Genomic DNA, 13,518 nt, shown 5'->3' on the forward strand with positions numbered 1-13,518 from the left:
GCTCCTACTTCGGGCTGTCGTCCTCGCCGATGTGGTGGACGCGGACCAGGTTCGTCGAGCCGGCCACCCCGGGCGGGGATCCTGCCGTGATCACCACCACGTCACCCTTCCGGCAACGCCCGATGCGCAGGAGTTCCTCGTCGACCTGGGCCACCATCGCGTCCGTCGAGTCGACGTGCGGGCCCAGGAAGGCTTCCACGCCCCAGGTGAGGGTGAGCTGGGAGCGGGTGGCCGGGTCCGGGGTGAAGGCGAGCAGGGGGATCGGGGAGCGGTAGCGGGAGAGGCGCTTGACCGTGTCGCCGCTCTGGGTGAAGGCGACCAGGAATTTCGCGCCGAGGAAGTCGCCCATTTCTGCGGCCGCGCGGGCGACGGCGCCGCCCTGGGTGCGGGGCTTGTTGCGGTCGGTGAGGGGCGGGAGGCCCTTGGCGAGGATGTCCTCCTCGGCGGCTTCGACGATGCGGGACATCGTGCGGACGGTTTCGACGGGGTACTTGCCGACGCTGGTCTCGCCGGAGAGCATCACGGCGTCCGTGCCGTCGATGATCGCGTTGGCGACGTCGGAGGCCTCGGCGCGGGTGGGGCGTGAGTTGTCGATCATCGAGTCGAGCATCTGGGTGGCGACGATGACCGGCTTGGCGTTGCGCTTGGCGAGTTTGATGGCGCGCTTCTGGACGATCGGGACCTGTTCCAGGGGCATTTCGACGCCGAGGTCTCCGCGGGCGACCATGATGCCGTCGAAGGCGGCGACGATGCCGTCGATGTTCTCGACCGCCTGGGGTTTTTCGACCTTGGCGATGACGGGGAGGTGGCGGTTCTCCTCCTTCATGATGCGGTGGACGTCGTCGATGTCGCGTCCGCTGCGTACGAAGGAGAGGGCGATGATGTCGGCGCCGGTGCGCAGGGCCCAGCGGAGGTCGTCGATGTCCTTTTCGGAGAGGGCGGGGACGGAGACGGCGACGCCGGGGAGGTTGAGTCCCTTGTGGTCGGAGACCATGCCGCCTTCGATGACGGTGGTGCGGACGCGGGGTCCGTCGACTTCGGTGACTTCGAGGGTGACGCGGCCGTCGTCGACGAGGATGCGTTCGCCTGCGGTGACGTCGGCGGCGAGGCCGTCGTAGGTGGTTCCGCAGGTGTGGCGGTCGCCTTCCATGGGTTCGACGGTGATGGTGAAGTCGTCGCCGCGTTCAAGGAGTACGGGGCCTTCGGCGAAGCGTCCCAGGCGGATCTTCGGGCCTTGAAGGTCGGCGAGGATGCCGACGCTGCGGCCGGTTTCGTCGGATGCGGTGCGTACGTGGTGGTAGCGCGCTTCGTGTTCCGCGTACGTGCCGTGGCTGAGGTTGAAGCGGGCGATGTCCATTCCGGCTTCGACCAATGCCTTGATCTGGTCGTATGTGTCGGTTGCGGGTCCCAGGGTACAAACGATTTTTGCTCGGCGCATGGTTTGAGCCTAGACCTTACCTATGGGTAGGTAATTGGCTCTGCATGACTCCTCAACAACCTTTGCGTGAAGGGTTATTGACAAGTGTTGAATTGTGCGGCGGGGTGCTCTGATGAGCGTTTCCCGAGGGGCGGGCGGGGTGTGTGAGCGGGGTCGGTTCGAAGGGTTCGGTACGGGGTCCGAGCCGTAGGGGCGGGGTGTCCGGTCGGTCACGTGTTCGCTGCGGCGTGGCGTGGGTGGGGTCCGTGCGGGGTGTGCGTGCAGTGGTCATCAGATCGAAACCTGCACGGGGTGTTGCGGAGGGTACTTACTGAGCCAGAATCTACGCGCGTTGCTCAACTGAACGAGGAGTCAAGGATGCCGTTGAACCGTAGGACGTTTCTGGGCCGATCGGCTGCTGCCGGTGCGGGTGTGGCGATAGCGGGCGGTGCTGTCGCGGGGCAGGCCGTGGCGGTGGAGCCGGCGAGCAGCCGGCGTCCGGCGAAGCGGTACTCCTTCACCGTGATGGGGACGACCGACCTGCACGGCAACGTCTTCAACTGGGACTACTTCACGGACAAGGAGTTCGACGACAAGGCCCACAACGATGTGGGTCTGGCGAAGATCTCCACGCTCGTCGACCGGATCCGGGAGGAGCGGGGACGCCACAACACGCTGCTGATCGACGCCGGTGACACGATTCAGGGCACACAGCTCTCGTACTACTACGCGAAGATCGACCCGATCACGGCGAAGCGTGGTCCGGTGCATCCGATGGCGCAGGCGATGAACGCGATCGGCTACGACGCGGCGGCGCTCGGCAACCACGAGTTCAACTACGGGATTCCGGTGCTGCGGAAGTTCGAGGAGCAGTGTGATTTCCCGCTGCTGGGTGCGAACGCGCTGGACGCGAAGACGTTGCGGCCGGCGTTCGCCCCGTATGTGATCAAGCGGCTGCGTACGCCGCACGGGCGTGATGTGCGGGTGGCGGTGCTGGGGCTGACGAATCCGGGTATCGCGATCTGGGACAAGGCGAATGTGGGCGGGAAGATGGTGTTCCCGGGTCTTGAGGAGCAGGCGGCCCACTGGGTTCCGAAGCTGCGGTCGATGGGCGCGGATGTGGTGATCGTGTCGGCGCACTCGGGTTCGAGCGGTACGTCGTCGTACGGGGACCAGTTGCCGTATGTGGAGAACGCGGCCGGTCTGGTGGCGGAGCAGGTTCCGGGGATCGACGCGATTCTGGTGGGGCACGCGCATTCGGAGATTCCCGAGTACTTCGTGACGAACGCGGAGACGGGGAAGCAGGTCGTGCTGTCAGAGCCGTTGAAGTGGGGGCAGCGGCTGACGTTGTTCGACTTCGATCTGGTCTGGGAGAAGGGCCGTTGGTCGGTGGAGAAGGTCGGCGCCGAGGTGCTGAACTCCAACGTGGTGGCCGAGGACCCGAAGATCACTTCTCTGCTCGGTGACGAGCACACGAAGGTGGTTGCCTATGTGAATCAGGTGATCGGTACGTCGGTGGTGGCGATGTCGACGGCGCGGGCGCCGTGGCTGGATGAGCCGATCATCGATCTGATCAATCAGGTGCAGGCGGAGACGGTGAGGGCGGGGCTGGCCGGCGGGGCGTACGCGGCGTTGCCGGTGTTGTCGCAGGCGTCGTGTTTCTCGCGTACGGCGGGGATTCCGGCGGGCGAGGTGACGATCAAGGATGCGGCGGGGCTGTATCCGTTCGAGAACACGCTTGAGGCCCGGCTGCTGACGGGCGCGCAGTTGAAGGATTACCTGGAGTACTCGGCGCGGTATTACATGCGGACGGCCGTGGGTGTTCCGGTGGATACGTCGAAGCTGACGAACGCGGACGGTATTCCGGATTACAACTACGACGCGGTGTCGGGGGTGGCGTACGACATCGATATCGCGCAGCCGGTGGGTTCGCGGATCGTGAATCTGACGTTCGAGGGTGCGGCGGTCGATCCGGCGGCGGAGTTCGTGTTGGCGGTGAACAACTACCGGGCGAGTGGTGGGGGCAACTTCCCGCATGTGCCGGGTGCGAAGCAGGTGTGGGCGGATTCGGACGAGATCCGTAACACGATCATCAACTGGGTGAAGGCGAAGGGGTCGGTGGATCCGGCGGAGTTCGCGACCGTGGGGTGGCGGCTGACGCGGGAGGGTTCGCCGGTGTTCTAGGCGGTTGGTCGTCTGTGTGGCGGTGTGCGGCCGTTCCCCGGGTTGGGCTGGGGGGCGGCCGCTTTTGTGTGCCGTTGGTCAGTTGCTCTGGACGAGTGGGGTGAGGGCGGGGCTCTGGTTGGGGATGCGGGGGTGGTTGGAGGGGGTGAGGCCGAAGGTGGTGAAGGCGGTGCGGTCGGGGAGGGGGTAGGGGTTGGTGCCGGTGAGGTTGTTGAGGATGGTGGCGCTGCGCCAGGCGGCGAGGCCGAGGTCGGGGGCGCCGACTCCGTGGGTGTGGCGTTCGGCGTTCTGTACGTAGACGTGGCCGGTGACGGTGGGGTCGAGGACGAGGCGGAAGTGGTCGTCGATGCGGGGGCGTGCGGAGGCGTCGCGGCGCATGTAGGGGTCGAGGCCGGTGAGGAGGCCGTCGAGGGGGCGTTCGCGGTAGCCGGTGGCGAGGACGACGGCGTCGGTGGTGAGGCGGGAGCGGGTGCCTTGCTGGGTGTGTTCGAGGTGGAGTTCGACGCGGGTGGTGGCGACGCGGCCTGCGGTGCGTACGGAGACGCCGGGGGTGAGGGTGGCGTCGGGCCAGCCGCCGTGGAGGGTGCGTCGGTAGAGCTCGTCGTGGATGGCGGCGATGGTGTCGGCGTCGATGCCTTTGTGGAGTTGCCATTGGTGGGGGACGAGTTCGTCGCGTACGGATTCGGGGAGGGCGTGGAAGTAGCGGCTGTAGTCGGGGGTGAAGTGTTCGAGGCCGAGTTTGGAGTACTCCATGGGGGCGAAGGCGGCGGTGCGGGCGAGCCAGTGGATCTTTTCGGCGCCGACGGGGCGGGCGCGGAGGAGGTCGAGGAAGATTTCGGCGCCCGACTGGCCGGAGCCGATGACGGTGATGTGTTCGGCTTCGAGGAGGCGTTCGCGGTGGTCGAGGTAGTCGGCGGAGTGGATGACGGGGACGGAGTGGGCTTCGGCGAGGGGTTTGAGGGGTTCGGGGATGAAGGGTTCGGTGCCGACGCCGATGGCGACGTGGCGGGTGTAGGAGCGGCCGAGTGCTTCGGCTTCGCCGTCGGCGTCGAGTTGGGTGAAGTCGACTTCGAAGAGGGCGCGTTCGGTGTTCCAGCGGACGGCGTCGACTTGGTGGCCGTAGTGGAGTCCGGGGAGTTGGTCGCTGACCCAGCGGCAGTAGGCGTCGTATTCGGCGCGTTGGATGTGGAAGCGCTCGGCGAAGTAGAAGGGGAAGAGCCGGTCGCGGCTGCGTAGGTAGTTGAGGAAGGACCAGGGGCTTGCGGGGTCGGCGAGGGTGACGAGGTCGGCGAGGAAGGGGACTTGGAGGCTGGCGCCGTCGATGAGGAGGCCGGGGTGCCAGTGGAAGGCGGGGCGTTGTTCGTAGAAGGCGGCGTCGAGTTGCCGGGGGTGCCGGGGGGTGCGGGGTACGCCGTGGGCGAGGGCGGCGAGGGAGAGGTTGAAGGGGCCGATGCCGATGCCGACGAGGTCGTGTGGCTGGTCGGGTTCGGGGGTGGGCCGGTCGGTCATCGGGGTGTGCTGCCTTCCGCGAGGTCGTCTGTGACGGTGGTGACGAGGTCGATGAGGGTGTGGAGGTCGTGGGGGGTGGTGTGGGGGTTGAGGAGCGTGGCTTTGAGCCAGCGGCGGCCGTCGGCTTCGGCGCGGCCGAGTACGGCGTGGCCGCGGTTGAGGAGGGTGCGGCGGATGGTGGCGACGGTGTGGTCGGTGGCGCCGGTGGGGCGGAAGAGGACGGTGCTGATGGTGGGGCGGTCGTGGAGTTCGAGGGTGGGGTGTTGGGTGATGAGGTCGGCGAGGTGCTGGGCGGTGGTGAGGGTGCGGTCGATGAGGTCGGCGAGTCCGGTGCGGCCGAGTGCCTGGAGGGTGACGGCGATCTTGAGGGCGTCGGGTCTGCGGGTGGTGCGCAGGGAGCGGCCGAGGAGGTCGGGGATGCCCGCTTCGGTGTCGTCGTCGGCGTTGAGGTAGGGGGCGTGGTGGTGGAGTGCGTCGAGGTGGTGGTGGTCGGGGACGGCGAGGAGTGAGGCGGAGGCGGGCTGCCAGCCGAGTTTGTGCAGGTCGAAGGTGACGCTGTGGGCGCGGTCGATGCCGTGGAGTGCGGTGCGGTGGGTGGGGCTGAAGAGGAGGGGGCCGCCGTAGGCGGCGTCGATGTGGAGTTCGGCGCCGTGGGCTGTGCAGAGGTCGGCGATGGTGTCGAGGGGGTCGATCTGTCCGGTGTCGGTGGTGCCGGCGGTGGCGGTGACGAGGAGGGGGTGGTGGTGGCGGGTGAGGGCTTCGTGGAGGGCTGCGGGGTCCATGACGCCGGTGGGGGCGGGGATGACGATGGGTTCGGGGAGTCCGAGGAGCCAGGTGGCGCGGGTGATGCTGTGGTGGGCGTTGGCGGCACAGATGGTCTGTACGGGGCCGTGGCGTTCGCGGGCGAGGAGGAGGGCGAGTTGGTTGGCTTCGGTTCCGCCGGTGGTGATGACGGCGTCGGGTGTGGTGGCGTGGGGGTAGATCTCGGCGGCGAGTGCGGCGGTGAGATCGGCTTCGAGGGCTGAGGCGGCGGGGGCCTGGTCCCAGGAGTCCATGGAGGGGTTGAGTGCGGAGGCGGCGAGGTCCGCGGCGGCGGCGAGTGCGAGGGGTGGGGTGTGGAGGTGTGCGGCGCAGTGGGGGTGTGCGGGGTCGGCGGCGCCTTCGGTGAGGGCGGTGACGAGGGTGCGCAGGGCGTGTTCGGCCCCGGTCCCGGTGTGGGGGATGCGGGGGCGGCCTGTGGCGCGTATCCGGGCGGTGGTGGTGTCGGGTCCGCCTGCGGGGAGCGGTCCGCCGCGCCGGGTGGCTCCCTGTTCGAGGGCGTTGAGCACCGTTTCGAGGAGGGGGCGCAGGGCTGTGGGGCCTGTGGTGCCTCCGGCGAGGGGTGTGGGCATGGGTGATGTGGCCCTTCGGGTGCGCGGTGGTGGACATGCCAGCTTGTCCAGGTTTCGGGCGGCGCGGCCGAAGAGCTCAACGATCTGAACCCTAAAGGGGTACTGCTGGTCCGTGGGGTCTGTTTGCCGGGGGTTCGCCTGCTATGGGTGTGCCCGGCCGCCCTTGGGCGGGTGGCCGGGCACGGGTGGTGCGTGGGTCGTGCGGTCAGTGGGTCTCGCGGACGGTGAGGGCGCGGCGGAGGTCGTCGAGCTGGTCGATGAGTTTGCGGCGCAGTGCGGGGATGAGTGCCTGGTCGTCCAGGGCTGCCTTGCCGAGCTTGAGGCTGTGGGTGTCGATGGTGGTGGCGGGGAAGGCGTAGCGGCCTGCGGCGTCGGCGATGGCGGGGCCCCGGCGGATGGCGAGTGCGGTCGCGTCGGGGTAGTAGCGGGGTACGTACTCGCGTACGAGGTCGTCCTGTTCGGGTTGCCAGAAGCCTTGGGCGGTGGCGGTGAAGAGGTAGTTGGAGAGGGTGTCGTCGCCGAACATGGCCTGCCAGGCGGCGGCCTTGGCCGTCGGGGTGGGGAGGGCGGCGCGGCAGCGGGCGGCGCCTTCCTGTCCGGTGGCGCTGGGGTCCTTGGCGAGTTCGGCGTCGATGGCGGTGTCGTCGGTGGCGCCGAGGACGGCGAGGCGGGTGAGGATGCGCCAGCGGAGTTCGGGGTCGAGTTCGGGTCCGCCGGGGACGGTGCCGCCGGCGAGCCAGTCCTGGATGCCGTCGGGCTGGGTGGCGGCGTCGATGAAGTGGCGTACGGCGATGAGGCGCAGGCCGGGCGCGGAGCCGTCCTCGGTGCGCCGGATGAGGTCGCGGCAGATGGCGGTGAGGGTGGCCAGGGCGGTGGGGCGGTCCTGGGGGGCGAGGTAGCGGTCGGCGATGTGGAGGGACGCGAAGGTGAGGACGCCCTGGACGACGGCGAGGTCGGTTTCGTACGGGAGGTGGGTGCGGGCGGCGGACAGGTAGGCGGCGGGGGCGAGTTCGCCGTCGCGGACCATGTCGCGGGCGGTGTTCCAGACGAGGGCGCGGGTCAGGGGCTCGGGGATGCCGGAGAGCGACCGCAGGACGGTGTCCCAGGACTGGGGGTCGAGGCGGACCTTGGCGTAGGTGAGGTCGCCGTCGTTGAGGACGAGGAGGGCGGGGCGGCGGCCGGGCCGGGGGGTGACGGTTTCGCCTTGGGGGACGTCGATGTCGAAGCGCTCGCGCAGGACGAGGCGGTCCGGTCCGGACTGGGTGTCGAGGGTGTGTTCGTAGGTGCCGACGGTGATGCGGTGGGGGCGGCTGCCGTCGCGGTCGACGGTGAGGGTCCACCGGCCGTCGCTTTCGGCGACCTGGGCGGTGAGGGTGTCGATGCCGGTGGTGCGGAGCCAGTGTCCGGCCCAGGCGTGGACGTCGCGGTCGGTGGCGGATGCCAGGTTGTCGATGAAGTCGGCGAGGGTGGCGTTGGCGAACTTGTGGCGGGCGAAGTGGGTGTTGATGCCGGCCAGGAAGTCCTTCTCGCCGAGCCAGGCGACGAGCTGGCGCAGGGCGGACGCGCCCTTGGCGTAGCTGATGCCGTCGAAGTTGAGGAGGGCGGACGCGGTGTCGGGGACGGCGTCGGGGTCGGGGGCGACGGGGTGGGTGGAGGGGCGCTGGTCCGCGTCGTAGCCCCAGCCCTTGCGGGCGACGCCGAATTCGACCCAGGTGTCGGTGAAGCGGGTGGCTTCGGTGAGGGTCTGGTAGCCCATGTACTCGGCGAATGACTCGTTGAGCCAGATGTCGTCCCACCAGGAGAGGGTGACGAGGTCGCCGAACCACATGTGGGCCATCTCGTGGGAGATGACCATGGCGCGGGTCTGGCGTTCGGTGTCGGTGACGGCGGAGCGGTAGACGAATTCGTCGCGGAAGGTGACGAGGCCGGGGTTCTCCATGGCGCCCGAGTTGAACTCGGGGACGAAGGCCTGGTCGTAGGAGTCGAAGGGGTACGGCTCGTCGAACTTCTCGTGGTACCGGTCGAAGCAGGCCCGGGTGATGCCGAGGATCTCGTCGGCGTCCGCGTCGAGGTAGGGGGCGAGGGAGCGGCGGCAGTGGATGCCGAAGGGCAGTCCGGCGTGTTCGGTGGTGACGGAGTACCAGGGGCCGGCGGCGACGGCGACGAGGTAGGTGGAGATGAGGGGGGTGGGGGCGATGGTCCAGCGGCCGTCGCCGGTGTGTTCGGCGATGCCGTTGCCGAGGACGGTCCAGCCGTCGGGGGCGGTGACGGTGATCTCGAAGACGGACTTGAGGTCGGGCTGGTCGAACGCGGCGAAGACGCGCTGGACGTCGTCCATGAAGAGCTGGGTGTAGACGTAGGTCTCACCGTCGGTGGGGTCGGTGAAGCGGTGCATTCCCTCGCCGGTGCGGGAGTAGCGCATGGCGGCGTCGGCGCGCAGTTCGTGGGGTCCGGCGGTGAGCCCGGTGAGGGGGTAGCGGTTCTCGACGAGGAGGTCGGGGTCGAGGGGCTGTCCGTCGAGCGTGACGGAGCGCAGGGTGGCGGGCTTGAGCTCGACGAACGTGTCTCCGGCCGCGTGGGCGGTGAAGTGGATGACGGTGCGGGAGTCGAAGGTCTCCTCGCCAGCGGTGAGATCGAGGTCGATCGTGTACCGGGTCACGTCGAGGAGCTGGGCTCGGGTCTGCGCTTCGTTGCGCGTCAGTACGGACATGCGCCCATGCTGCCGTACGCGTACGGGGGTGTGCAGTGGGGTTCTCGCAGGGCTGATCACGGGCCGGGCGGGGCGGTGGGGTTTTCGCAGGGCCGGTCGCGGCCGGGCGGGGGCGGTGGGGTGGTCGCCGTCGGTGGTGGTGCCGGTGGGCGGGGTGTGCCGGCCACGGTGCGGGGTGGTGCGCCCCGCACGGCGGCTCGCCTACGGGGTGTCGCCGTTCGCCGATTCGTCCGCGATGCGTTCGTGGTGGCGGATGACCTCGGCCACGATGAAGTTCAGCAGTTTCTCGGCGAACGCGGGGTCGAGTTTCGCGCTTTCGGCGAGCTGTCGCAGCCGGGCGATCTGCCGGCCCTCGCGGGCGGGGTCGGCGGGCGGCAGCTGGTGCTCTGCCTTGAGGAGGCCCACCTGCTGGGTGCACTTGAAGCGCTCGGCGAGCATGTGGACGACTGCGGCGTCGATGTTGTCGATGCTCTCGCGCAGCCGGTTCAGTTCGGCGCGTACGGACTCGTCGATGTCGCTCGTGGTCATGGTCAGGGAGCTTAAACGAAGGTGGTCATCCCCTGATCGTGGGCGGGTGTTCCGGGTCGGGGACGGTGTCGCTCCAGCCGCCGGGGACACTGCGTCCCTGCTGGTCGCGGAAGCGTACGGGGGCTGCGCCGACGCGGCGGGCGAACAGCCGGGAGAAGTAGGCCGGGTCGTCGTAGCCGACGCGGCGGGCGACCGCGGCGACGGGCAGGTCCGTCGCGGCGAGGAGTTCCTTGGCGCGGCCGAGCCGGATGCCGAGGAGGAAGTCCTTGGGGCTGCATCCGGCGCCTCGTCGTACGGCGGTGCGCAGTTCGGCGGGGGTCATGCCGTGGCGGGAGGCGTGTTCGGCGACGGACAGCGGCTGGAAGGCGTCGCGGGCCAGGGCCTGGAGCACGGGGTCGCCGTCGGGGCCGATGTCGGCGCGGGCGCGGCGCAGGGAGACGAGGAGTTCGTGGACGGCGGCGCCCGTCTCGACTTCGAGGAGGGGATTGCCCCTGCGGGCGGCGCGCACGATGCGGCCGACGGCGGCGCGTGGTCCCGCGGTGTCGGAGAGCGGGACGAGGGGGCGGTCGGGTTCGATGCAGCCGAGTTCGGTGTACGTCGTGGTGGCGGGGCCGGTGAAGTCGACGAAGCTCTCGTCCCAGCCGGCGCCCGGGTCGGCCCCGTAGTGGTGCGGGGTGCCGGGGGTGAGCCAGATGAGGCTGGGGGCGGTGACGGTCAGGCGTCTGCCGTCCGGGCCGATGAACCAGCCGCTGCCGGAGTTGATGATCACGGCCACGTGGTGGTCGAGGGTGCGTGGGCCGACCGGCGGCAGGGCGCCGTGCTGGAGGCCCACGCCGAGACAGACCAGGCCCAGGCGGTGGTGGAGCGGGCTGGGAGTGAAGAAGCGCATCCATGTGTGGTACATCGGCCGGCTCCCCTCCCGTTCTTCGTTCTGCTTCACGTTGTGTCCAAACAGCAGTGATCTTTGTCCATGGACCCGTCGTACGCCAGAGGGCGACAGTGGGTCCGGCCGGCCGGTGGGGAGCCGGCCTCGGACACCGAGGCACACAGGAGAGTACGAGCACGATGCCTGACTTCACCGTGGGGGACGACCACTTCCTGCTCGACGGCGAGCCCGTACGTCTGCTGTCGGGGGCGATGCACTACTTCCGGGTGCATGAGGAGCAGTGGGATCACCGGCTGGCGATGCTTCGGGCCATGGGGCTCAACTGTGTGGAGACGTATGTGCCGTGGAATCTCCATGAGCCCCGGCCCGGCCGTTTCCGTGACGTGGAGGCGCTGGGCCGTTTCCTGGACGCGGCGCAGCGGGCCGGTCTGTGGGCGATCGTCCGCCCGGGGCCGTACATCTGCGCCGAGTGGGAGAACGGCGGGCTGCCGGTCTGGGTGACGGGGAGGTTCGGGCGGCGGGTGCGCACGCGTGACGCGGAGTATCTGGCCGTTGTGGGGCGGTGGTTCCGGGAGTTGCTTCCGCAGGTGGTGCGGCGGCAGATCACCCGGGGTGGGCCTGTGCTCATGGTGCAGTGCGAGAACGAGTACGGGAGTTACGGCAGCGACCGGGTCCATCTGGAGGAGCTGACGGGGCTGCTGCGGCAGTGCGGGATCACCGTGCCGCTGTTCACGTCCGACGGTCCGGAGGATCACATGCTGACCGGTGGTTCCGTGCCGGGGCTGCTGGCCACGGCGAACTTCGGGTCGGGGGCGCGGGAGGCGTTCGGGGTGCTGCGCCGTCATCAGCCGAGGGGGCCGCTGATGTGCATGGAGTTCTGGTGCGGCTGGTTCGAGCACTGGGGTGCCGATCCGGTCGTACGTGATCCGGCGGAGGCCGCCGGGGCGTTGCGGGAGATCCTGGAGTGCGGGGCTTCCGTGAACGTCTACATGGCGCACGGGGGGACGAACTTCGGGGGCTGGTCGGGTGCGAACCGCTCGGGTCCGCTCCAGGATCAGGAGCTGCGGTCCACGGTGACGTCGTACGACTACGACGCGCCGGTCGACGAGTACGGGCGGCCGACGGAGAAGTTCCGGCTGATGCGTGAGGTGCTCGCCGGGTATGCGGACGGGCCGCTTCCGGAACTTCCGGCGCCGCTGCCCGTTCTGGCGGGGACGGTGCGGGTCCAGCTGACCGAGTGGGCGCCCCTGGGGGGCGTGCTGGAGGCGCTGGGCGATGCGGAGACGGCGGAGAGCGGGGTGCCGCCGACGTTCGAGGAGCTGGGGGTGGACCGTGGTCTGGTGCGTTACCGGGTCGATGTGCCGGGTCCGCGCCTGCCGTACGCGCTGGGGACGGTGGGGCTCCGTGACCGGGCGGTGGTGTACGTGGACGGTGTGCGGGCGGGTGTGCTGACCGAGGAGGAGGGCACTCTCGCCGAGCCGGTCGGAGGGCCGGCGGAGGTGGAGTTGTGGGTGGAGTCGCTGGGCCGGGTCAATTACGGGCGCCGGCTGGGTGAGCCCAAGGGCATCACGGGCGGGGTGCTGCACGAGCGGCAGTTCCTGCACGGGGTGCGGGCGCGTGCGCTGCGGCTCGATGCCTTCGAGGGCGCGCGCGGGGTGTCGGCGGTCGCGTTCCGGTCGATCGGCGACTCGGCGGCCGGGCTGACGGGTCTGTTCCGGGGGACGTTCGAGGCTCCGGCGTCGGGTGTCGGTGATGGCGGGCTGGAACTGCCTGGCTGGGTGCGGGGGTTCGTGTGGGTGAACGGCTTCTGTCTGGGCCGGTACTGGTCCGCGGGTCCGCAGGGGACGCTGTACGTGCCGGGTCCGGTGCTGAGGGCCGGCTCCAACGAGGTGTGGGTGCTGGAGCTGGAGGGGGCGGGCGAGCCGTTCGTGGAACTGGGTCCGGGGGTGCCCGTCCGGACGGGCACCCCCGGGGATGTTCAGACGTGACCGGACTGTCGGGCCGGCCGGTGCCGTCGGTGGCAGCGGGCCGGCGGGTGCTGCCGGAAGCCGCGGGTCAGAGTGTGGCCGCCGCTGCCGCTATGGAGGAGGCGAAGGTCGAGACCTCGGTGTACACACCGGGGTAACCGGCCCGTGCGCAGCCCTCGCCCCAGCTGACGATGCCGACCTGGAGCCAGGCTCCGGCGTTGTCCTTGCGGAACATCGGGCCGCCGGAGTCGCCCTGGCAGGTGTCTACGCCTCCGGTGGCGAGGTATCCGGCGCAGAGTTCCTCACCGGGGACGAGGGAGCCGCCGTACGCGTCCTGGCAGTCGGCGTCGGAGACGTACGGCACGTTCGCCTTGAGGAGGTAGCGCTGCTGGCCGCCGCCTTCCCTGGCGGCGCCCCAGCCGGCGACGGTGAAGGTGCCCTGGTTGTAGGCGGTGGTCGTGGCGATCTTCAGAGTCGGCTGGTTGACGGGCGAGGCCAGTTTGATCAGCGCCCAGTCCTTGCCCGTGCCGTTGTAGCCGGGGGCCCGCAGGACCTTGGTGGACCTGACCTTGACGGCTGTGGACGACTGGAGGTCGACGACGCCCGTGGTGGCGACGATAGACGTGTTGTTGCCGGAGCCGCTGACGCAGTGGGCGGCGGTCAGGACGATGTCCTTGGCGTAGAGCGCACCGCCGCAGCCCATGGAGAGCCGGACCATGAAGGGGAACTCGCCCTGGGCGGCGCGGGTTCCGCCGACGACGGGGGCGGGGGCCGCGGAGGCGGCGGGCTGGAGGCTGACGGTGGCGAGGGCCACGGCGGCTATGACGGTGCATCTTTTCAGTGCACGCAGAAGCTGCTTCAAGGAACTGCCTTCTTTCGTGGGGGGTGCATGGGGGGTTTCGTGGGGGTGCGCGCCCGGACCGGAG

9 protein-coding genes are annotated in these 13,518 nt (G+C 69.6%); 2 read left to right on the forward strand and 7 right to left on the reverse strand.

All coding sequences use genetic code 11. From position 1 onward, the window contains the following. Positions 1-4: 4 nt before the first annotated feature. Entirely contained in the window at positions 5-1,438 is a 1,434-nt protein-coding gene (gene pyk, locus AB0C82_RS18175) for a pyruvate kinase (protein WP_362842606.1), read from the reverse strand. A 357-nt stretch (positions 1,439-1,795) separates the two neighbouring features. Here pyk and AB0C82_RS18180 point away from each other — a divergent pair, with 357 nt between their 5' ends. After that, positions 1,796-3,601, forward strand: a complete 1,806-nt coding sequence (locus AB0C82_RS18180) for a 5'-nucleotidase C-terminal domain-containing protein (protein WP_362843155.1) — start codon at positions 1,796-1,798, stop codon at positions 3,599-3,601. 78 nt (positions 3,602-3,679) lie between these two features. Here the strand turns inward: AB0C82_RS18180 and AB0C82_RS18185 are convergent, their stop codons facing one another. The 5 genes from AB0C82_RS18185 to AB0C82_RS18205 all read right to left on the reverse strand — a co-directional run bounded on the left by AB0C82_RS18185 (position 3,680) and on the right by AB0C82_RS18205 (position 10,643). After that, on the reverse strand, positions 3,680-5,110 hold the full coding sequence (locus tag AB0C82_RS18185; protein ID WP_362842609.1) for a SidA/IucD/PvdA family monooxygenase: 1,431 nt from the start codon (positions 5,108-5,110) through the stop codon (positions 3,680-3,682). Continuing rightward, entirely contained in the window at positions 5,107-6,501 is a 1,395-nt protein-coding gene (locus tag AB0C82_RS18190; RefSeq protein WP_362842612.1) for an aminotransferase class V-fold PLP-dependent enzyme, read from the reverse strand. The genes AB0C82_RS18185 and AB0C82_RS18190 overlap by 4 nt, the downstream gene beginning before the upstream one ends. Positions 6,502-6,706: 205 nt before the next feature. Next, a complete protein-coding gene (gene pepN / locus AB0C82_RS18195; protein WP_362842615.1) occupies positions 6,707-9,211 on the reverse strand; it encodes an aminopeptidase N in 2,505 nt (834 codons plus the stop codon). Positions 9,212-9,412: 201 nt separating this feature from the next. Then, positions 9,413-9,739: a chorismate mutase gene (locus AB0C82_RS18200; protein ID WP_362842618.1), complete on the reverse strand. Its 327-nt coding sequence runs from the start codon at positions 9,737-9,739 to the stop codon at positions 9,413-9,415. Positions 9,740-9,764: 25 nt separating this feature from the next. Next, positions 9,765-10,643 (reverse strand): AraC family transcriptional regulator, encoded by an 879-nt coding sequence (locus AB0C82_RS18205; protein WP_362842621.1) that lies wholly within the window; start codon positions 10,641-10,643, stop codon positions 9,765-9,767. Positions 10,644-10,804: 161 nt separating this feature from the next. Between AB0C82_RS18205 and AB0C82_RS18210 the strand changes: the two genes are divergently transcribed. After that, entirely contained in the window at positions 10,805-12,613 is a 1,809-nt protein-coding gene (locus AB0C82_RS18210) for a beta-galactosidase family protein (RefSeq protein ID WP_362842624.1), read from the forward strand. 67 nt (positions 12,614-12,680) lie between these two features. Here AB0C82_RS18210 and AB0C82_RS18215 read toward each other — a convergent pair whose 3' ends face one another. Next, a complete protein-coding gene (locus AB0C82_RS18215) occupies positions 12,681-13,454 on the reverse strand; it encodes a serine protease (RefSeq protein WP_362842627.1) in 774 nt (257 codons plus the stop codon). Positions 13,455-13,518: the final 64 nt, after the last annotated feature.

The organism is Streptomyces sp. NPDC048560 (assembly GCF_040650955.1).
Lineage (GTDB): Bacteria > Actinomycetota > Actinomycetes > Streptomycetales > Streptomycetaceae > Streptomyces.

Bases quoted from the DNA above. Each gene is read 5' to 3' on its own strand.
- AB0C82_RS18205 (WP_362842621.1), bottom strand. From the start codon at position 10,643: ATGTACCACACATGGATGCGCTTCTTCACTCCCAGCCCGCTCCACCAC.
- AB0C82_RS18185 (WP_362842609.1), bottom strand. From the start codon at position 5,110: ATGACCGACCGGCCCACCCCCGAACCCGACCAGCCACACGACCTCGTC.
- AB0C82_RS18200 (WP_362842618.1), bottom strand. From the start codon at position 9,739: ATGACCACGAGCGACATCGACGAGTCCGTACGCGCCGAACTGAACCGG.
- AB0C82_RS18190 (WP_362842612.1), bottom strand. From the start codon at position 6,501: ATGCCCACACCCCTCGCCGGAGGCACCACAGGCCCCACAGCCCTGCGC.
- pepN (WP_362842615.1), bottom strand. From the start codon at position 9,211: ATGTCCGTACTGACGCGCAACGAAGCGCAGACCCGAGCCCAGCTCCTC.
- AB0C82_RS18210 (WP_362842624.1), top strand. From the start codon at position 10,805: ATGCCTGACTTCACCGTGGGGGACGACCACTTCCTGCTCGACGGCGAG.
- pyk (WP_362842606.1), bottom strand. From the start codon at position 1,438: ATGCGCCGAGCAAAAATCGTTTGTACCCTGGGACCCGCAACCGACACA.
- AB0C82_RS18180 (WP_362843155.1), top strand. From the start codon at position 1,796: ATGCCGTTGAACCGTAGGACGTTTCTGGGCCGATCGGCTGCTGCCGGT.